General features: G+C 62.4%; 20 protein-coding genes and 1 tRNA gene. 11 read left to right on the top strand and 10 right to left on the bottom strand.

Annotated features, from left to right (window positions below):
- The first annotated feature begins 13 nt into the window (after positions 1–13).
- From JP75_RS10650 to JP75_RS10635, 4 genes are all read left to right on the top strand, one after another.
- Positions 14–613, top strand: a complete 600-nt coding sequence (locus JP75_RS10650) for an NADPH-dependent F420 reductase (RefSeq protein ID WP_035082570.1) — start codon at positions 14–16, stop codon at positions 611–613.
- A 102-nt stretch (positions 614–715) separates the two neighbouring features.
- The gene (locus JP75_RS10645; RefSeq protein ID WP_035082569.1) at positions 716–2,026 is read left to right on the top strand and encodes an MFS transporter; all 1,311 of its coding nucleotides are present in this window, start codon (positions 716–718) and stop codon (positions 2,024–2,026) included.
- A 182-nt stretch (positions 2,027–2,208) separates the two neighbouring features.
- Positions 2,209–2,285: transfer RNA gene (locus JP75_RS10640), tRNA-Pro, on the top strand.
- 118 nt (positions 2,286–2,403) lie between these two features.
- On the top strand, positions 2,404–3,294 hold the full coding sequence (locus tag JP75_RS10635) for a DUF2971 domain-containing protein (protein ID WP_035082567.1): 891 nt from the start codon (positions 2,404–2,406) through the stop codon (positions 3,292–3,294).
- 328 nt (positions 3,295–3,622) lie between these two features.
- Here JP75_RS10635 and JP75_RS10630 read toward each other — a convergent pair whose 3' ends face one another.
- The gene (locus JP75_RS10630; RefSeq protein ID WP_035082565.1) at positions 3,623–3,877 is read right to left on the bottom strand and encodes a hypothetical protein; all 255 of its coding nucleotides are present in this window, start codon (positions 3,875–3,877) and stop codon (positions 3,623–3,625) included.
- A gap of 137 nt (positions 3,878–4,014) precedes the next feature.
- Between JP75_RS10630 and JP75_RS10625 the strand changes: the two genes are divergently transcribed.
- Positions 4,015–5,055 (top strand): DNA topoisomerase IB, encoded by a 1,041-nt coding sequence (locus tag JP75_RS10625; RefSeq protein WP_152565807.1) that lies wholly within the window; start codon positions 4,015–4,017, stop codon positions 5,053–5,055.
- Between the two features lie 61 nt (positions 5,056–5,116).
- Here the strand turns inward: JP75_RS10625 and JP75_RS10620 are convergent, their stop codons facing one another.
- Positions 5,117–5,731: a biotin transporter BioY gene (locus JP75_RS10620; RefSeq protein ID WP_035082564.1), complete on the bottom strand. Its 615-nt coding sequence runs from the start codon at positions 5,729–5,731 to the stop codon at positions 5,117–5,119.
- A gap of 89 nt (positions 5,732–5,820) precedes the next feature.
- On the opposite strand from JP75_RS10620, the gene JP75_RS10615 reads away from it, so the two are divergent.
- A complete protein-coding gene (locus JP75_RS10615; RefSeq protein WP_035082562.1) occupies positions 5,821–6,735 on the top strand; it encodes an MBL fold metallo-hydrolase in 915 nt (304 codons plus the stop codon).
- A gap of 155 nt (positions 6,736–6,890) precedes the next feature.
- Here JP75_RS10615 and aroC read toward each other — a convergent pair whose 3' ends face one another.
- Complete coding sequence (gene aroC, locus JP75_RS10610; RefSeq protein WP_035082561.1) at positions 6,891–8,006, bottom strand: chorismate synthase; 1,116 nt, start codon at positions 8,004–8,006, stop codon at positions 6,891–6,893.
- A gap of 48 nt (positions 8,007–8,054) precedes the next feature.
- On the bottom strand, positions 8,055–8,702 hold the full coding sequence (locus JP75_RS10605) for a histidine phosphatase family protein (protein WP_051960592.1): 648 nt from the start codon (positions 8,700–8,702) through the stop codon (positions 8,055–8,057).
- A gap of 174 nt (positions 8,703–8,876) precedes the next feature.
- On the opposite strand from JP75_RS10605, the gene JP75_RS10600 reads away from it, so the two are divergent.
- Positions 8,877–10,304: an FAD-binding oxidoreductase gene (locus tag JP75_RS10600; RefSeq protein WP_035082619.1), complete on the top strand. Its 1,428-nt coding sequence runs from the start codon at positions 8,877–8,879 to the stop codon at positions 10,302–10,304.
- A gap of 69 nt (positions 10,305–10,373) precedes the next feature.
- Here JP75_RS10600 and JP75_RS10595 read toward each other — a convergent pair whose 3' ends face one another.
- The gene (locus JP75_RS10595; RefSeq protein WP_035082559.1) at positions 10,374–10,763 is read right to left on the bottom strand and encodes a type II toxin-antitoxin system VapC family toxin; all 390 of its coding nucleotides are present in this window, start codon (positions 10,761–10,763) and stop codon (positions 10,374–10,376) included.
- Positions 10,747–11,040: a type II toxin-antitoxin system Phd/YefM family antitoxin gene (locus JP75_RS10590; RefSeq protein ID WP_051960591.1), complete on the bottom strand. Its 294-nt coding sequence runs from the start codon at positions 11,038–11,040 to the stop codon at positions 10,747–10,749. Before JP75_RS10590 ends, JP75_RS10595 begins: the two co-directional genes overlap by 17 nt.
- 106 nt (positions 11,041–11,146) lie before the next feature.
- Between JP75_RS10590 and JP75_RS10585 the strand changes: the two genes are divergently transcribed.
- Positions 11,147–11,740 (top strand): hemerythrin domain-containing protein, encoded by a 594-nt coding sequence (locus JP75_RS10585; protein ID WP_152565806.1) that lies wholly within the window; start codon positions 11,147–11,149, stop codon positions 11,738–11,740.
- A 141-nt stretch (positions 11,741–11,881) separates the two neighbouring features.
- Here the strand turns inward: JP75_RS10585 and JP75_RS10580 are convergent, their stop codons facing one another.
- Entirely contained in the window at positions 11,882–12,628 is a 747-nt protein-coding gene (locus JP75_RS10580) for an SOS response-associated peptidase (protein ID WP_035082556.1), read from the bottom strand.
- Between the two features lie 65 nt (positions 12,629–12,693).
- Here JP75_RS10580 and JP75_RS10575 point away from each other — a divergent pair, with 65 nt between their 5' ends.
- From JP75_RS10575 to JP75_RS10565, 3 genes are all read left to right on the top strand, one after another.
- Positions 12,694–13,095 carry an NUDIX hydrolase gene (locus JP75_RS10575; RefSeq protein WP_051960590.1) on the top strand — a complete coding sequence of 134 codons (402 nt, stop codon included), beginning with the start codon at positions 12,694–12,696 and terminating at the stop codon, positions 13,093–13,095.
- Between the two features lie 9 nt (positions 13,096–13,104).
- Entirely contained in the window at positions 13,105–13,476 is a 372-nt protein-coding gene (locus tag JP75_RS10570) for a TIGR02301 family protein (protein ID WP_035082555.1), read from the top strand.
- 95 nt (positions 13,477–13,571) lie between these two features.
- Positions 13,572–13,850, top strand: coding sequence for a hypothetical protein (locus tag JP75_RS10565; RefSeq protein WP_035082554.1), 279 nt, complete (start codon positions 13,572–13,574; stop codon positions 13,848–13,850).
- Positions 13,851–13,907: 57 nt separating this feature from the next.
- On the opposite strand, the gene JP75_RS10560 is transcribed toward JP75_RS10565, so the two are convergent.
- Genes JP75_RS10560 through JP75_RS10550 form a run of 3 tightly spaced genes read right to left on the bottom strand, consistent with a single transcriptional unit; the run spans position 13,908 to position 17,109 of the window.
- The gene (locus JP75_RS10560) at positions 13,908–15,476 is read right to left on the bottom strand and encodes a DHA2 family efflux MFS transporter permease subunit (protein ID WP_051960589.1); all 1,569 of its coding nucleotides are present in this window, start codon (positions 15,474–15,476) and stop codon (positions 13,908–13,910) included.
- A gap of 47 nt (positions 15,477–15,523) precedes the next feature.
- On the bottom strand, positions 15,524–16,654 hold the full coding sequence (locus JP75_RS10555; protein ID WP_035082553.1) for an HlyD family secretion protein: 1,131 nt from the start codon (positions 16,652–16,654) through the stop codon (positions 15,524–15,526).
- Positions 16,654–17,109: a MarR family winged helix-turn-helix transcriptional regulator gene (locus tag JP75_RS10550; protein WP_035082552.1), complete on the bottom strand. Its 456-nt coding sequence runs from the start codon at positions 17,107–17,109 to the stop codon at positions 16,654–16,656. Before JP75_RS10550 ends, JP75_RS10555 begins: the two co-directional genes overlap by 1 nt.
- Between the last annotated feature and the right edge of the window lie 437 nt (positions 17,110–17,546).

Genomic DNA, 17,546 nt, shown 5'->3' with positions numbered 1-17,546 from the left:
AGGGAGAGAGATCATGCGGATTGGCGTTTTGGGCAGTGGTCAGGTCGGCGGTGGCATAGCGCGAAAGCTCGCTTCGCTCGGCCACGACGTCATGATGGGGTCACGTAGGGCCGCCGATAAGGCCGCCGATTTCCCCGGCATGAAACTCGGCACGGCGACGGAAGCGGCGGCCCATGGCGAGTGGGTCGTCAATGCCCTGCCCGGCGAAACCTCGTTGCGCGTTCTCGGCCAATGCGACATCGCCGGCAAAATCCTCGTCGACATCGGCAATTACGACAGCGCCGTCGACCACCCCATCGCCGTGCCCCTCGGCGAGGCCATCCAGAAAGCCCATCCGGAGACGCGCGTCGTCAAGACACTCAACAGCGTCAGCGCCCATCTCATGGTCGATCCGGCCAATCTGCAGCAAAAGCACTCGGTCTTCATCGCGTCCAATGACGAAGCCGCCAAGCGCGAGGTCACCGCCCTCCTCGAAAGTTTTGGCTGGCAGGATATCATCGACCTCGGCGACCTCGGCGCCTGCCGCGCCATGGAACAGCTCATTCCGCTCTGGATGAGTCTTGAGAAAAAACTGGGTGGGCCGCAGTTCAATCTGGCGGTCATTCGCGGCTAAATCCGCCTGGCTCATACGAATAGCCGAACCGATATCGACCCGCCCGGGCTGTTCTCGCTCCTCGCATGGCTGTAAACCGCCCTAAAGGGCAGAGGGATAAGCATGGCCTATTCGGTTGACCGGGTTTTGGACGAGGCCGGTGCCGGCCGTTTCCAGCGGCGGCTCCTTGGCATTTTCGGCCTCGTCTGGGCCGCCGATGCCATGCAGGTCCTCGCCGTCGGCTTCACCAGCGCTTCCATCGCCGCCAGCTTCGGCATTTCCCTGCCCGAAGCCCTGCACATCGGCACGGTCTTCTTTCTCGGCATGCTGATCGGTGCCAGCCTGTTCGGACGCCTCGCCGATCGTTTCGGCCGCCGCCGCGTGCTGCTCGTCACAGTCGCCTGCGATGCCCTCTTCGGCCTGCTCTCGGTGCTTGCGCCGAACCTCTTCGCGCTCTTCGCCCTGCGCTTTCTTACCGGCGTCGCCGTCGGCGGCACATTGCCGGTCGACTACGCCATGATGGCCGAGTTTCTACCCGCGAAAAATCGTGGCCGCTGGCTCGTCATCCTCGAAGGCTTTTGGGCCGTCGGCACCGTTGCAGTGGCCCTCGCTGCCTGGATCGCCAGCCTCCATGTCGAGACCGATGCCTGGCGCTGGATTTTCGCCGTCACGGCCCTGCCCGCGCTGGTCGGCATCTGGCTGCGCCTCTGGGTGCCCGAATCCCCGCTCTATCTGCAGCGCCGCAATCGTCCGGACGAACTCAAAACCGTCCTCAACACGATCCTGCGCACCAACGGCAAGCCCGAGCTGCCGCCCAATGCCCTCATCGAACCCCCGGCCATCGAACCCATCCAGGGTATTTTCACCCCGGCCCTGCGCCGCCGCACCATCTCCATTCTCGCAGTGTGGTTCCTGGTGTCGATTTCCTATTATGGCATCTTCACCTGGCTGCCCGCCCGCCTCGCCCATGACGGTTTCGGCTATGTACGCGGCTATGGCTTCCTCGTCCTCGTCGCCCTCGCGCAAATACCCGGCTATGCCCTTGCCGCCTGGGGCGTCGAAGCCATTGGCCGCAAACCGACCCTTGTCGGCTTCCTCTTCCTCAGCGCGGCCGGCTGCATTCTCTTCCTCCTCGCCAGCGATGCCTATGTCGTGGGCGCGTCCATCCTCCTGATGAGCTTTGCGCTCCTCGGCACCTGGGGCGCGCTCTATGCCTTCACGCCCGAGCTCTATCCCACCGTGTCCCGCGCCACCGGCATGGGCGCGGCCGGCGCCATGGCCCGGCTCGGCGGCCTCTTTGCACCCTCGGTCATGACCCTGGTCTTCGTGCAGAATTTCACCCTTGCCATCGGGCTTTTCGCGGGCCTCCTGGTCCTCGGCGCCGTGGCCGCCACATTCGTCGATACCGAGACGCGCCAGAAAGTGCTCACCTGAGACCAAGGCATGGCCCGGCACCGCGCCCGCCGCTACCGCCAAGAATTTCCAGAGTTTTTCACACCTGTCATCATAACGAAGAAAAGCTTGTGCGAGGCGCTTGAACCCACCGGCATCCGCAGCTATAACGCCGCTCGTCGCGCATCGCACTGGCCCGCCAGCGCATCCCGAGCGACACCTGACGGAGTATAGCGCAGCCTGGTAGCGCACCTGCTTCGGGAGCAGGGGGTCGAGTGTTCGAATCACTCTACTCCGACCAATCAAACCGGGCGTCTCGGAAATTTCCGAGACGCCCGGTTTTTTGTTTCCCGACACAGTTCGTTGAAATGCGATCTTTACCGCGCCGTATATGGCGCCGTTCTCAAGAATGATATGGATTGGACCAATATATTGGTCTGGGGGAACAGACGATGGTGGCGGCTTCAAAGAACATCCAGGCAAAAGCTGGCGCTCGACAACCCAGACCGCCGAAAGAATTGACCCATTATACCACCCTCACTGGCCTAGAGGGAATAATCAGAACAAAGGCTCTTTGGGCGTCGAACGCGTCTTTCTTGAACGATAGGGCAGAGCTGACGCACGCGCTGGACGCTTCACAGAAGGCAATCAAATTGCTTTCATCGCAAAAGGCCCTAAAGGCGTGGGGAGGTGCGATTGAAACTGCTTTCACCGAATTAAGGAAAGGTCTGCAGGCGCAGAGCTACGTTGCATGCTTCTGTGGGGATAACGACAACCTGAGCCAGTGGCGGGGGTACGGTGGCGCTGTGCAAGGCGTTTCGTTGACCTTCGATCAACGAGCCCTGACAAAGCGCTTGCAGAAGGACAAGGCCACGCTCCTTAACGTGGTCTACGCAAAACTCACGACCGCAAGTAGATTGAAAGACGCGCTGGAAGCAGAACTGCGCGATATCGCGGAGCTGGAAGAGCTTTTGGGCCCCGCAGACGCGGAAGCAGAGCAGGCCGATTTGCTGGCCAGAATCTCTCGTCTGCTGCCGAAATTCAAGCACCTCGGCTTTCGAGACGAACGGGAGTGGCGGTACGTCATTCAGAGGGACATTGCACCTGAAGACATGCAGTTTCGCGTGCTTCAGAACAAGATCGTCCCTTACATCACGATCGGCAATTCAAGCACCAACCTGCCAATTCTGTCTATCAAGATTGGCCCCGGAACTGACCAAGAGTTGACGGCGCGCAGTGTCGAAACCTTTATGGGTGCACAAGGATATGACGTCGATGTCACCTTATCTGAAGTTCCTTTCAGACCCTAGGCGGGGCACGCCGACCTAAAGCAAAGGCAAACTGCTTCGGGACAGTGGGCGAGGGCTTTATCTAAACCCGCCATTCACACCGGGCCTCTTCGAAATTTCTGAGACGCGCGGTTTTTGTTTCCCAACACCGAGGGGAAACCGCCTCGTACCCTCAAAAGTATCCGCTTCTCTCCGCCGCACACCCGCATCCTAACAGCAGGTTAACGCGTTATCGCCTCCACCAAGGAGGGCAAGATGACCGAGATGTACCTGTTGGGAGCAGCCCCCGGAGCTGTATTTCTGACCTGGCTGCTCTTCTCCGTGACCGACGGCATGGAGCCCTGAGTGGCTACCACGGCGGCGTGGGCGGCGGCACCTTTCCGCCATCGGCCGCTCTGCCCTTCCCGACACACACCGCATTGCCATTCTCCCAGCCGCAATAGCTGAGCCGTCCTTCGACACGAGCCACACCAAAACCCGCGTTTGGCACGCCGCACCCTTCGCAGAAATAGATCGGAAACTTTGCCTCGGCGGTCGGGCCGGGCGAAACGACGCCCTTGTCGGATTGGAATTTGGTCGGCATTGCCCTGAATGGAATCGGCATTAGGAACTGCAACCATCCCTAGATGACCGGGACCTGCCGAAACAGGCGGAACAAGTGCTTTTCCTCCCACCAATCGAGCCCGCCGGAACCACCCCGCCTGCCCCCGCATTTCCCGCACGGATGATGGGAGGCCTAAAATGCTTTGGCAAAACCTGGTTTGGGATCGCATGCGGGCCGACGAGATCGCCCCGACGCCGGATGGCCTCCACTATTCTTCCGATTGCGATAAGGGCTGGCGCCGCCAGCGGCGCGGCAAAGGCTTTTCCTATATCGACGACAAGGGCCACGCCGCTCCGCCCGAAAGGCGCCATCAGATCGAAGCCCTCGTGATCCCGCCCGCCTGGACGGATGTCTGGATCTGCGGCGATCCACAGGGCCATATCCAGGCCACCGGCCGCGACGAGCGCGGCCGCAAGCAATATCGCTATCACCCGGACTGGACCGCCTCCCGCGCCAATACCAAGTTCGACAATCTCGTGCCCTTCGCGCAAAAGCTGCCGAGCCTCCGGCAACAGGTCGAAGCCGACCTCCGCCGCCGCAGTCTTGGGCTTGATCGCGTCGCCGCCTCGGTCGTCTGGCTCCTCGACAACAGCCTCATCCGCATCGGCAACCCCACCTATGCGCGCGAGAACAAGAGTTTTGGGCTGACGACCCTGCGCAATCGCCACGTCGCCATTTCCGGCCAGACGCTCAAATTCCGCTTCAAGGGCAAGTCGGGCAAGGAGTGGAACCTGCAACTGGTCGACCGCCGCATGTCGCGCATCGTCAAATCCTTGCAGGACCTGCCCGGCCAGCACCTCTTCCAATATGAGGACGAGACCGGCTACCGCACCATCACCTCGCGCGACATCAACGACTATATCGCCGAGCATGCCGGCCCCGATTTCAGCTCAAAGCATTTTCGTACCTGGGCCGGCACGGTGCGGGCCTATGGCCTCCTCGCCGGCCAGCCGGTGGCCGAAAGCCAGCGCGCTCAGGCCAAAGTGCTAACCGGCATTGTCGACGTGGTCGCCAACCGGTTGGGCAATACCCGCGCCGTCTGCCGCCAGAGCTATATCCACCCGGCCGTCTTCGAAAACTGGCAGGCCGGCGCCCTCAAGCTCGCCCCGCGCCTTCGCCCCATAGACGGACTCGATCCCGACGAACGCGCCACCCTGGCCTTTCTCAAGCGCCTCTAGCGCGCCAAACAAAAAGGGCCGGCCCGAAGGCCAGCCCTAAATTCGTCTTAGGCGAAAACGCTTAGCGCTTCTTGCCCAGGAGGCTCCAGGCGCCAGTCACGGTCAGCGCGGCGAGAGCCATTTTCAGCACGTCCCAGACGAGGAAGGGCTGCACGGCGCCGGCCCAGGCCGAAGCGAGGACATTGGTCTGGTCGATCCACTGAGCCTGGCCCGAGAGCAGCAGCAGCCAGGCAAAGCCCAGCGCCAGCAGCACGGCTTCGCCAACCAGCATGGCGCCGAACAGCGTCATGGGCTTGGCCGAAGCACCGCGATCGGCGACAAAGCCGATGATGCCGGCCATGACGAGGAAACCAAGCAGGAAGCCGCCGGTCGGGCCCATCAGGTAGGGAAGGCCGCCGCCAGTGGCGAAAACCGGAAGACCCATGGCGCCCTGCGCCAGGTAAAGAGCAACGGTCGCAACGCCGATGCGCGCGCCGAAGGCAGCAGCAAGAGCGGCAATGGCAAGGCTCTGCAGGGTCACCGGAACCGGCCAGACCGGCACGTTGATCTTGGCAGCAATCGTGATCACCAGAGTGCCGAGCACCACAGTCGCGAGGTTGGTCGCGAGCTTGGCTGCGTCGGACTTAGGCTGGAAGGTGCCGAGCAGCGTATTGGGCGTGGTCAAAGTGACGGCCATTTCATACCTTTCTTGCAGAAGACACGGTTGCGCTATTCACCGCGCCGTGTTCGGTCGACATGTTCTAGTCTGTCATTTTTGTTGGCGCAATGGCTCCGCTTTCTCCCCTCACCTTCGATACCAGCTTTCGCCCCGACATCGGCGCCCCCGTGGCGCTGGCCCCAGGCCTCACGCGCATCACCGCCCCAAATGCCTCGCCCTACACTTTCACGGGCACCAACAGTTTCCTCATCGGCACGGAAAAGGTGGCCCTGGTCGATCCCGGCCCCGAAGACGCCACCCACCTCGAATCGCTCCACCGCGCCATCGCCGGCCGCCCCGTGACGGCAATCCTCCTCACCCACACCCACCGCGACCACAGCGCCGCCGCCGCAACCCTCGCCCAGCGCTACGGCGCCCCCCTCTGGTTCGGCGGCCAACACCGCCTCTCCCGCCCCCTCCGCCGCTTCGAGCGCAACCCGATAAGACGCTCCTGCGACTGGGGTCTCATCCCCGACCGCACCCTCGTCGATGGCGAGACCATCCACGCTGGCGACATGCAGGTCACCGCGCACACCACCCCCGGCCACTGCGCCAATCACCTGGCCTTCGGCCTCCCGGAAGCAAACATCATGCTCTCCGGCGACCACGTCATGGGCTGGAACTCGACCCTCGTTGCCGTACCCGATGGCTCAATGGCCGACTATTTCGCCTCTCTCGAAAAGGTCATCGCCCTACCCTACCGCCACTACCACCCCGCCCACGGCGGCCCCATCGCCGATGGCCCCGCCCACGCGGCCGCCCTCAAAGCCCATCGCCAAATGCGCAACGACCAACTGCTCGCCGCCGTTGGCAACGGCGCGCGCACGCTCGGCGCAGTGGTGAAAGAGATTTATCCGACCCAACCGACAAAGATCCGCCTGGCCGCCCGGATGACCATGGCGGCGCATGTCGAATATCTGGAAGAGCGCGGCGCCCTAAAAGTCAGCCGGGGAATTTTCGGGATGCGATTGGGCTTGGCCTAGGCGCCGAGCCTCCCTCGCCCCTTGCGGGAGAGGGACAGGATTTTTGCGTTCAGCAAAAAATCCAGGGTGAGGGGTACCCCTCCTCCGCAGAGGAGCAGGTGGTTGCGCCGCAATACCCCTCATCCCGCAAGGGGAGAAGGAAGAACGGAGCGAACCTAATTCCGCTGGAAACCCACGGCGCCCTCGCGCCCGGTCTGCCCCCGATGCCGCAGCATATGATCGGCCAGCACCAACGCCATCATCGCCTCACCCACCGGCACAGCGCGGATACCAACACACGGATCATGCCGCCCTTTGGTGATGATATCGACGTCCTCATTACCAGTCGTCACCGTCTGGCGCGGCGTAATGATCGACGAGGTCGGCTTCACCGCAAAGCGGCACACGATGGGATCACCATTGGAAATCCCACCCAAAATCCCGCCGGCATGATTGGATAGGAAATACGGCCTGTCCGCCCCGGCCCGCATCTGATCGGCATTTTCAACGCCCGTCAGCGCCGCGGCCCCAAAACCATCACCAATTTCCACGGCCTTGACCGCATTGATGCTCATCATGGCCGAAGCCAGGTCCGCGCTTAGCTTGCCATAGACCGGCGCGCCCCAGCCCGCCGGCACGCCCTCGGCCACGACCTCGATGACCGCCCCCACCGAATTGCCATCCTTGCGGATGCCATCGAGATAGTCGGCCCAGAATTCCGCCGCCTTGGGATCGGCGCAGAAGAACGGGTTTTCTCCGACCTGGTCCCAGTCAAAATTGTTGTAGTCGATCTTGTGCGGCCCAACCTGCACGAGGCTCGCGCGAATGGTCACGCCCTCAAGCACCTGCCGCGCCACCGCACCCGCAGCCACCCGCGCCGCCGTTTCCCGCGCCGACGTGCGCCCGCCGCCGCGATAGTCGCGAATGCCATACTTCTGGTCATAGGTGAAATCGGCATGGCCCGGACGGTACTTGTCGCGGATTTCCGAATAGTCCTTGGAGCGCTGGTCGGTGTTCTCGATCAGCAGCGAAATCGGCGTGCCGGTCGTCCGCGGCCCATCGGTGCGTTCATCCTCGAACACACCCGAGAGGATTTTCACCTCGTCGGCCTCGCGCCGCTGCGTCGTATATTTGCTCTGCCCGGGTTTCCGGCGATCGAGATCGCGCTGGATGATTTCCGGCGTCAGCGTGATCCCCGGCGGGCAGCCATCGACCACCACGCCCAGCGCCGGCCCGTGGCTCTCGCCCCAGGTGGTGAAACGGAAAAGATGCCCAAACGTATTGAAAGACATGGCGCCGCCCTTTGTTGGCTGCGGTTCTAGGGACGAGACGGCATCAGGTCAATCGACCGGCGCGTCCCAAGTGTTCTTCGCCTTGTGCAGCGCCATCTTGCCGCCGACGAAATGCGCAATGACGCCCTGCGGCGGCGGCCAGTTCATCACATCTTTTCGCGGCGTGCCTTCCACCAGGTGCCACAGCACCCGCAGCACCCCGCCATGGGCCACGACCACCGCGTGATGGGTCAGCTCCCGCGCAAAATCGAGCAGGCGCACCGCGACATCATCGTAATTCTCGCCATCCTGCGGGCGAAAATGCCAATAGCTCTCGTCGCGCTCGCCCGGCGCAAAGGCGGCCTGTTCTCGCGCGATCTCGGCATGCAGCCGGCCTTCGAACGCCCCGAAGGAAATTTCAATCAGCCGCTTGTCGTGGATCACCGGCGGCAATTCCACATCGAACGCCGCCCGCATACGGTCCATGGTTTCCGCAGCCCGGCTCAGCGGCGAAGCGAACCAATTCAGCGAAGTTGGATCCACCCCATCGCGCTCCAGCATTTCGCGCAAGAGCACTCCATTGGCGTCCGCCTGCATCTGCCCCTTGCGATTGAGCGGAATGTCCCGGCTGCCCTGATAACGCTGTTCGCGGTTCCAGTCGGTTTCACCGTGGCGAGCGAAGTAAAAGTCCGGCCAATCGAGGGCAGTCATGGGCATAAACGCGCCATCGCAGCGCGACCTTCATCTAAGAGAAATGAACGTCGCCACCCTAACCGTTTTCGCTTGCGATACCAGAGGGCAAAGGCGGAAAGCTGGCATGCCCCAAAGCCTTGGTCTGGAACCTCCCCTCCGCTTATGGCACATGAGTGCACCTGCCTTTTCGAGGTTTCCATGCCGCTCTCATCAGCCGAAATCGCCTCTGCACTTGCCACCATAGTCGGCGCCGATGCCGTCGTCAGCGACACGGCCAAGATGGGCGCTTACCTCAATGAACCCCGCAAACGCTTCCACAAGACCGCCGCCGCCGTCGTCACGCCGCCAAGCGTCGAGGCCCTGCAAGCCGTGGTCCGCTGGGCCAATGAAAACCACGTCGGCCTTATCCCCCAGGGCGGCAATACCGGCCTCGTCGGCGCCCAGGTGCCACTCTTCGGCACCGAAGTCATCGTCAGCCTCGCCCGCCTCGATCGCATCCGCTCCATCGACACCGCTGCCGGCGTCATGACCGCCGAGGCCGGCGTCATCCTCGAAAACGCCCATCGCGCCGCCGAGGCCGAAGGCGCCATGTTCCCGCTCTGGCTCGCCTCGCAGGGCTCCGCCCGCATCGGCGGCGTGCTCTCTTCCAATGCAGGCGGCGTCAACGTCCTCGCCTATGGCAATGCCCGCGAACTCACCATGGGCGTCGAAGCAGTGCTCGCCGATGGCAGGCTCTACCAGGGCCTCAATGCGCTGAAGAAAGACAATACCGGCTACGACCTGAAAGACCTGCTCGTCGGTGCCGAAGGCACGCTGGGGATCATCACCGCCGCGACCCTCAAAATCTTCCCCCTTCCCGAAGATCACGAAACCGCCCTCGTCAACGTCGCCTCACCCGAAGCCGCGCTCGACGTCTTCCAACTCATGCGCCAGCGCCTCAGCAGCCGCCTCAATGCCTTCGAGCTGATCCCCCATATCGGCCTCGATTTCCAGCTCCGCCACGGCATGCTCGACGCCGACCCCACCGCCAGCCCCTCCCCCTGGTACGCGCTGATCGAAGTCACCCGCATGGCCGGCACCGAGCCGGGCGCCCTGCAGTCCGCCTTGGAAGCCACCTTCGAAAAATCCCTGATCTCGGACGCCGTGATCGCCGAATCCCTCGCCGACCGCACCCGCATGTGGGCCTTTCGCGAGCAGATGAGCGAGTGCCAATCCAAGGAAGGCGCTTCCATCAAGCACGACGTCTCCGTGCCCATCGCCGCCGTCCCGGCCCTCATTTCCGAAGGCAGCGCCGCCGCCGAACGCCTCTCCCCCGGCATCCGCCCCGTCCCCTTCGGTCACATGGGCGACGGCAACATCCACTTCAATTTCTCTCAGCCCGCCGGCGCCGATCCCAAGGCTTTTATGAGCCAATATGACGAAGCCCTGCACGAGGTCATTTATGACGTCGTCCTCAAACTCGGCGGCTCCGTCTCGGCCGAACACGGCATCGGGCAGCTCAAGACCGACCTTCTCAAGCAGGTGAAGGATCCGGTGGCGCTGGAGATGATGCGCGCCATTAAGACCGCGCTTGATCCCAATGGCATTCTCAATCCGGGAAAGATGCTGGGCTTCGAGCCGTCCTGAAAGGCATGTCGCTCCGGTAGAGCGATATGAGGCGAGAAGGCCATGAGAGCTACGCTCGAATGGCTGGAATCACCAGCTGATGATGGTGTCATCGTAGCGCGACAGTACGCGATCCACGGTGATCAGCCGCAATCCTTCGGCCCGCGCCTGCGCCAGCATCAAGCGGTCAAAAGGATCGCCATGTAAATGCGGCAGGTCACCCACCCCAATTGCGTGCTGCGCCATGACAGGGAGCAGTGTAAAAGCCGCCTGCTCGAAATCTTCTCGCGCGAATTCAGCCGTGATCGGCATCCTGTCCCCCCGCCTAAGGGAGGACTTGATGGCAATCTCCCATAACACCACCACCGAGACGAAGACTTCGTTGGCCGGATCGGCGATCAAATTCTGGACGGTCGGGGGAATACGGTCCGGGCTCACGACACTCCAGATCGCAACATGAGTATCAAGAAGTAGGCGCATCATCGTCGCCCTTGCCCGGCGGGAAGATGTCGCCTTCCGTCATGACTTTCGCGATCTCGATGCTCTTACGATCCCACTCGTCCCAATCGATCGGATCATATTTGCCTTCGGCTAACCCCAGCCGCCGCGGCTGCAACTTCTTTTCCGCAATCGGCACGATCCGCGCCGCCGGCTTGCCGTTGCGCGCAATGATGATCTCGGCTTCCGCGCCGCTTTCGACGGCTTCAACGAGCTTGGAAAGCTGCGTCTTGGCCTCAAGCATATTGACTGTGGTCATCGCAGGACCTTTCTTAGCTAAGCTTGGCTAATATAGTCTCGCAGCAACGCTCCGGCAAGCCGGCAGGGCGAGCACTCATGTTACCCAGTACCCCCAATGTGCGTTCTTGCGCCGGCCCCTCGCCTGCCCCATCTCTCCCGTCATGCTCCTCGACATAAAATTCCTCGACGACGCCACGCGTCCGCCCATTCCGGTTCTCGAAAACCTCACAGCGGCTCAGCGCGCGCCCGGACATCATCTGCGCATGATCCACGATCATCTGCGCGACAACATGGTCACCCTCGGAAAGCTCATCGAGCGCGCCAATGCCCGCCAGGCCAGTCTAGCCGATATCGCCGCCGAGACGGACAATATGGCCATGGTCGCCAACTACCGGCGTTTTGGAAATCTCTGCGGCCAGCACTGCGGCATCGTAAATACCCATCACACGATCGAGGACCACCACCTCTTCCCCGTGCTCGCCCAGCAGGGCCCCGCCTTCAAGGCCATCGCCGAACGCCTCACGGCCGAGCATGTCGTCGTCCACGAACTGCTCGAACGCTTGGTGGCCGCCCTCAACGATCTCGCCGCAGAACCGAACGAAACCCGCTTCAACGAAGCGCGCGAAATCTACCACACGCTCGAACGCGTGCTGCTCTCCCACCTCGGCTGGGAAGAAGAAGCCATGGGCGACGCGCTGGGCCATTTCGAGATTATGTAAGCTAGAGGGCGCGTGCTTGGCGCTGGCCTCTTCCCACCCTCGGTGTCACCCCGGCGAAGGCCGGGGCCCATCTTGAGATCTCAGGATGGATCCCGGCCTTCGCCGGGATGACAGCCAGTGGAGGACGAAGAGAACGTAGTCTCAGAACAAATCCATCTGCCCGCCACCGCCGCCAACCACCTTCTTCGCCTTCGCCACCACCGGCTCCGGCTTTTCCTCGGTCACCTCAACGATCAGCCCGGGATCATCATCCCGCGCCGAATTGACCCGCGTCGACACCGGATGGAATTTCAGCACCCCATCCTCCAGCGGCAGCGCCATCTGCGCCGCGTCGTCAGCGCGAACCTCACGCACATTCAGCCAGTCATCGATCTGCTGGCGCCCGATGAGGATCGCCGGCATCCGATCATGCACCACCGATAGCTGCCGATTGGCCGGCACGATAATGGTCGCAACGCTGTCGACCTCTTCCCCCTCCGGCCCGCTCCATGTCGCATAAAGCCCCGCCAGCGCCATGGGCTCGCCATCGGCACGCGTGATGTAATAGGGCCGCTTCTTCTTGTCCGGCCCCGTGTGCCATTCATAGTATCCGCTCGCCGGCACCACACAGCGCCCATGCTTCAGCGCATCGCGAAACGCCGGCTTTTCCCGCATGCTCTCGGCCCGCGCATTGATCAGCAGCGGAAATTCGCGCGGGTCTTTCACCCAGCGCGGCACCAGCCCCCAACGGGCAAAATGCCCCTCGCGCCGCCCGCCCTCTTCCCAGATGGCAGCCACCGGCTGGGTCGGCGCCACATTATAGCGCGGCATCATCGGCAGCGTATTCAGCAACTGAAAGAGCTGCGCCATCATTTCGGGCGGCAAAGTCACCGCATAGCGTCCGCACATGGCGTGTCTCCTTTACTGTTGGAGAGGTAGACTCTCCGAAGACGAATCGCAAACCAGCTCCGGCCATGACCGACCAACCCAACGCCGCCAGTGTCGGCATCGTACGCCACGGCAAGATCCTCCTCATCAAGCGCGCCTTCGCGCCCTATCAAAATCTCTGGACCTTTCCGGGCGGCCGCATGGAGCCGACCGAGACTATCGAGCAATGCGCCATTCGCGAGGTGCAGGAGGAGCTTGGTCTCACCGTGCGCAATCCGCGCCATGTCATCACCCAGTCGCTCGGCCGCGACGGCACCTATCGCCTCGCCGTCTTCACCACCACCGATTATGTCGGCACGGTAAAACCCTCCAGCGAGATCGCCGATCACAAATGGGTCGATCCCGGCATGCTGATCGCGCTACGCACCACCTCCCGCCTCGACGACGTCATCAAAGAGTGTTTTAGAACTCTGGGCCAAAGCTGGTAGGAGGCGGGCATGCGCGCATTCCTTCGCCCCATCGCCGGCCTCGCCCTGGCGCTTCTCGCCGCCGGCCCCACCCTTGCCATCGACCCGCCCTATCAGCGGCAGATGGAGCGGCTCGCCGAGGTCATGGGATCGCTCTATTACCTGCAGCCCCTGTGCAAAACCGGCAGTGAGGATTGGCGTGCGCAGATGGCCGAGCTGATCAGCCTCGACGAGCCCGACGAAGACCGCCGCCAGCGTCTCGCCGGGGCCTTCAACACCGGCTATACCGGCTTTTCGCGCCTCCATCGGCATTGCACGCCCGCCTCGCGCGAAGCCCTCGGGCGCCTGCTCTTTGAGGCCCAGCAGCTCGCTCGCGCCATCCATACGCGGTTTGCCGAATAGGCGGCCAACGAAAAAGCTGCAATTGCCTACCTCCCGTTAACCTTCGGCTTACTTCTGCCGCGCCAATGGACGGGGTGCGTGCTACGGGATCATGCATGAGCACCACCAAGTCAATTTTCTCGCCGGCATCTGGCCAGAGCCCGTTCGAACAGGGACAGGCGGAACGTCAGATCGCGCTCGAATACCTGGCCGAGGCCTGGAACGAGGCCGAGGAAGATGGGCTCGAAACTTCGGCTTTGGCGCATGCCTCGCTCTTTGCCGCCCTCGCCACCTTCGTGCGCATGCATGGCGATGAAGCGACCGCCGACCTCGTGGCGCAATTGCCCGACCGCATCCGCACCGGCGAATACAATCTCGAGCGCATTCTCCAGTAGAAACGGCGAACAGCCGGAGACTGAACTAAAAAGGGCGGCCTCTCGGCCGCCCCTTGTTCATTCCCCCATGGCATGAGCCCGCTCGATAGCCAGCTCTTCCTTGGTCTTTGCCGGCGCATTCTTGTCCTTCTTCGCGCCCCGCAACAGCAGGATCAGCGGAATGGACGCAAGGCTCAGGAGCAGCATCAGCCAGAAATCGTCGAGATAGGCGAGCATCGCCGACTGCTTCTGCACGAGACCGTTGATCACCGCCAGAATCTGCGCATTGCCCGAAATCAGCCCCGGCATCTGCGTCTGCACCGCCATGGAGTCGACCGTCAGTCGCTCGGCCAATTCGGCATGGTTCACCTGCATCATGCTCGAGAGCACCACCGACACCAGCGAAATGCCGATCCCCTGCCCCATATTGCGCACCAGCGCGAACATGGCGGTCGCATCGGCGCGCATGCTCGGCGCGATGGTGGCAAAAGCCATGGTCGAGAGCGGCACGAACAGGAAGCCCATGCCAAAACCCTGCAACGCCCCGGTGATGATCACAGGCCAATAGTCCATATCAGGCGAAAAACTGGTCATCTGCCAGAGCGAATAGCTCATCAGTACGGCACCGATCAGCATCATGATGCGCGGATCGACCTTGCCGCTGGTCCGCCCCACGATCATCATCGACACGAGCGTCGCCGCCCCGCGTGGCGCCATAAGAAGCCCGGTAAAGATCACCGAATAGCCCATCAGGTTCTGCAGCATGGGCGGTAGCAGTGCGAGACCCGAAAACAGGGTGATCCCCATCACGCCCATCAGCACCGAAGCCAGCGAGAAGTTGAAGTCCTTGAACATTTTCAGGTCAACGAAGGGCTGCTTGGCTGTCAGCGAGTGCACGAGGAACACCCAGAGCCCGGCAATGACGATGCCCAGCTCGATCCAGGTTTCGACCGAATGGAACCAGTCGTTCTCCGCGCCCCGGTCGAGCATCAGTTGCAGCGCGCCGACGCCCAGCGCCAGCATGCCAAAACCGAAGAAGTCGAAGCGCCGGTTCTTCACTTCGGTCTGCGGCATGAAGAACACCAGCATGGCAACGCAGAGCGCGCCCACCGGCACGTTGACGAGGAAAACCCAACGCCAGTCAAAGGTTTCCGTCAGCCAGCCACCCAGTGACGGCCCGATGATCGGCGCCACCATGATGCCCATGCCATAGATGGCCATGGCCTGGCCGATGCGTTCCTTGGGATTGATATTGAGCAGCACCGTCTGCGCCAGAGGCGCGATCATGGCGCCGCAAATGCCCTGCAGCACGCGGAACACGACCATTTCGGGCAGGCTCGAAGCAATGCCGCACAGCGCCGAAGCGACGGTGAACCCAATCACCGCGCCCAGAAACAACCGCCGCTGTCCCAACCGATCGCTCATCCACCCGGTCAACGGCGTCGCGATAGCAGCCGCCACGATATAGGACGTGAGAACCCAGGTGATTTCGTTCTGCGACGCGCCGAGCGACGACGACATATGCGGCAGCGCCACATTGGCAATCGTGGTGTCGAGCACCTGCATGATAGTGCCGAGCATCAGCGCGAGGGTGAGCATGCCCTTGTTTTTGACGACAAGAGCGGGCTGGGAAAGCGTTTCGGCCATGCTGGCCTCCTGATGGAAAAAGCGGATGGGCCCGTGGGCCCATCACATCAGAGCGGCTTGGCGGAGCCAGTCATGCGATCGAGCGTATTGGCGCCGGTATCGACACTGACCAAGGCCGACATGCCCGAGCGCAGCAGTTCGGCCGGCACGTCGTCGCCAAAGTCGACGCGCACGGGCACGCGCTGGGTTACCTTCACCCAGTTGCCGGTGGCATTCTGGGCCGGGATCAGCGAAAATTCCGAACCGGTCGCGGCGCCAATGCTGGTCACCGTGCCTTCGATAGCCTTGCCCGGAATGGCGTCGACCATCACCTCGGCATGCATGCCGACATGAATGCCGGCGAGCTGCGTTTCCTTGAAATTGGCCTCAACCCAGCTCGCCTTGGTTTCAACCAGGCTCGCAATGGTCGTGCCGGCGGCGACGAACTGCCCGACATTGAGGCTGGCGATCTGGCTGATGACGCCATCGGTCACCGCCACAACCTTGGTCTTGGCCAGATTGCGTTCGGCCAGGCTCACCTGCGCCAGTGCAGTCTTCACCGCCGGGTGGTCGTCGGTCTCAATGTCGGCCTTGCCGCCAAGGGCGGCCGCCGCATTGTTGACCTGCTGCTGCGCCGTCGAAACGGCATTTTCCGCCTGCTGCAAGGACAGCTTCGGCTGGTCCAGCGTCGCCGTCGAAGCAATGCCCTGCTTCACGAGGTTATCCTGGCGGTCAAACGTCGATTGCTGGATGGCGAGCACGTCATTGGCGGCCTTCAGCGCCTTTTCCGCCGTAGCATAGGCGACCTTGAGCTGCTCGACATTGACCCGCGCCGTGCCCAGCGCCGCATTGGCCTGTTCGAGCGCAATTTCATAAGGCTCGGCATCGATGGAGAAAATGGTATCGCCCGCATGCACCAGCATGTTCTCGGTCACGTCCACTTCGGTGATGCGCCCGGCCACGTCAGCCGAGATCGCCACCTTGGCCTGCTGCACATAGGCATTGTCGGTTTCTTCGAACCGACCACCGGTCAGGTAGAAATAGCCGCCAGCCGCAACGAGAAGCGCGGGCACACTGACCATAAGCAGAAGACGGCCGGGACGGCGCTTCTTCTTTGCCGGCTCGGCCGGGGTGAGAATTGCATCGGCCGGTGCAGGGGTCGCCTCGCCGGGCTTGGGTTCAGGCGCATGGGCGTTCATCAGACTTCGTCCTTCGTTTCGGCGTCGCCGCCGGCAAGATTGTCTCGAATTTTTGCAAGGCCTTCCACGAGGGCCTCGGTCTCCGCCTTGTCCATCCCGGCAATGGCGGTCTTGTAGAGTTCGGTGCCCAGCGTCTCGACCATGCGGTAGAGCGAGAGGCCTTCATCCGTCAGCGTCACGATCTTGGCCCGTCCATCCTGCGGATCGGGTTTTCGTCGCACCAGTTTGCGGTCCGACAGGCGCTTCAAAATCGCGCTCAGCGTCATCGGATCGGTATCGATCGCCGCCGCCAGTTCTACCTGCGACATGCCGTCTTCGCGCCCGAGCCGGGTGATGATCCGCCACTGCGGCAGCGTCAGCTCATGGTCGCGCGTCTGCTCCTCGAGCTGGCGGCGAAAAGCCCGTCCCACCTCGTGGATCAGATAAAATATCGGCGCTGTCTCCATGCTCTTCATCGGCGCGAGTCCAATTGATAAGCGCGCATATAATATGCCCACTTACTAAATGAAAGCGCGTCTGTGATGAATCTGTCATGCGCGGGACGCGGGGGAGGTTCGGCATCGGCGCGATGCGCATACCTCCCCTCCATCGTCACCACCGGGCTTGTCCCGGTGGTCCATGCCATCCATAGGATGGCAGGCCTCGGCGAGATGGATTGCCGGGACAAGCCCGGCAATGACGACGACGGGTGGAGCATTCTCCAGGGACGTCACCCTCGGGCTTGCCCCGAGGGCTCTAAACTAGCCGCGCTATCGCCAGGTGCAGTGTCCTCGGGTCAAGCAACCGTGGATCAGTTTGCAAAAGCTAAGTCGGTTCTGGCGATGGCGTTGAGGATTGTGATGAGTTTTCGGACGGTTGCGATCATAGCAAGTTTGAATGGTTTGCCGCGGGC

The sequence above is a fragment of the Devosia riboflavina genome (genome assembly GCF_000743575.1).
Classification (GTDB): domain Bacteria; phylum Pseudomonadota; class Alphaproteobacteria; order Rhizobiales; family Devosiaceae; genus Devosia; species Devosia riboflavina.
Note: the sequence above shows the minus strand (reverse complement) of the source record. Positions and strands in the feature narration are given on the sequence as shown.

Excerpts from the sequence above, each read along its gene's own strand:
- JP75_RS10650 (WP_035082570.1), top strand. The coding sequence starts at position 14 with ATGCGGATTGGCGTTTTGGGCAGTGGTCAGGTCGGCGGTGGCATAGCG.
- JP75_RS10645 (WP_035082569.1), top strand. The coding sequence starts at position 716 with ATGGCCTATTCGGTTGACCGGGTTTTGGACGAGGCCGGTGCCGGCCGT.
- JP75_RS10630 (WP_035082565.1), bottom strand. The coding sequence starts at position 3,877 with ATGCCGATTCCATTCAGGGCAATGCCGACCAAATTCCAATCCGACAAG.
- JP75_RS10625 (WP_152565807.1), top strand. The coding sequence starts at position 4,015 with ATGCTTTGGCAAAACCTGGTTTGGGATCGCATGCGGGCCGACGAGATC.
- JP75_RS10620 (WP_035082564.1), bottom strand. The coding sequence starts at position 5,731 with ATGGCCGTCACTTTGACCACGCCCAATACGCTGCTCGGCACCTTCCAG.
- JP75_RS10615 (WP_035082562.1), top strand. The coding sequence starts at position 5,821 with ATGGCTCCGCTTTCTCCCCTCACCTTCGATACCAGCTTTCGCCCCGAC.
- aroC (WP_035082561.1), bottom strand. The coding sequence starts at position 8,006 with ATGTCTTTCAATACGTTTGGGCATCTTTTCCGTTTCACCACCTGGGGC.
- JP75_RS10605 (WP_051960592.1), bottom strand. The coding sequence starts at position 8,702 with ATGCCCATGACTGCCCTCGATTGGCCGGACTTTTACTTCGCTCGCCAC.
- JP75_RS10600 (WP_035082619.1), top strand. The coding sequence starts at position 8,877 with ATGCCGCTCTCATCAGCCGAAATCGCCTCTGCACTTGCCACCATAGTC.
- JP75_RS10595 (WP_035082559.1), bottom strand. The coding sequence starts at position 10,763 with ATGCGCCTACTTCTTGATACTCATGTTGCGATCTGGAGTGTCGTGAGC.
- JP75_RS10590 (WP_051960591.1), bottom strand. The coding sequence starts at position 11,040 with ATGACCACAGTCAATATGCTTGAGGCCAAGACGCAGCTTTCCAAGCTC.
- JP75_RS10580 (WP_035082556.1), bottom strand. The coding sequence starts at position 12,628 with ATGTGCGGACGCTATGCGGTGACTTTGCCGCCCGAAATGATGGCGCAG.
- JP75_RS10575 (WP_051960590.1), top strand. The coding sequence starts at position 12,694 with ATGACCGACCAACCCAACGCCGCCAGTGTCGGCATCGTACGCCACGGC.
- JP75_RS10570 (WP_035082555.1), top strand. The coding sequence starts at position 13,105 with ATGCGCGCATTCCTTCGCCCCATCGCCGGCCTCGCCCTGGCGCTTCTC.
- JP75_RS10565 (WP_035082554.1), top strand. The coding sequence starts at position 13,572 with ATGAGCACCACCAAGTCAATTTTCTCGCCGGCATCTGGCCAGAGCCCG.
- JP75_RS10560 (WP_051960589.1), bottom strand. The coding sequence starts at position 15,476 with ATGGCCGAAACGCTTTCCCAGCCCGCTCTTGTCGTCAAAAACAAGGGC.
- JP75_RS10555 (WP_035082553.1), bottom strand. The coding sequence starts at position 16,654 with ATGAACGCCCATGCGCCTGAACCCAAGCCCGGCGAGGCGACCCCTGCA.
- JP75_RS10550 (WP_035082552.1), bottom strand. The coding sequence starts at position 17,109 with ATGAAGAGCATGGAGACAGCGCCGATATTTTATCTGATCCACGAGGTG.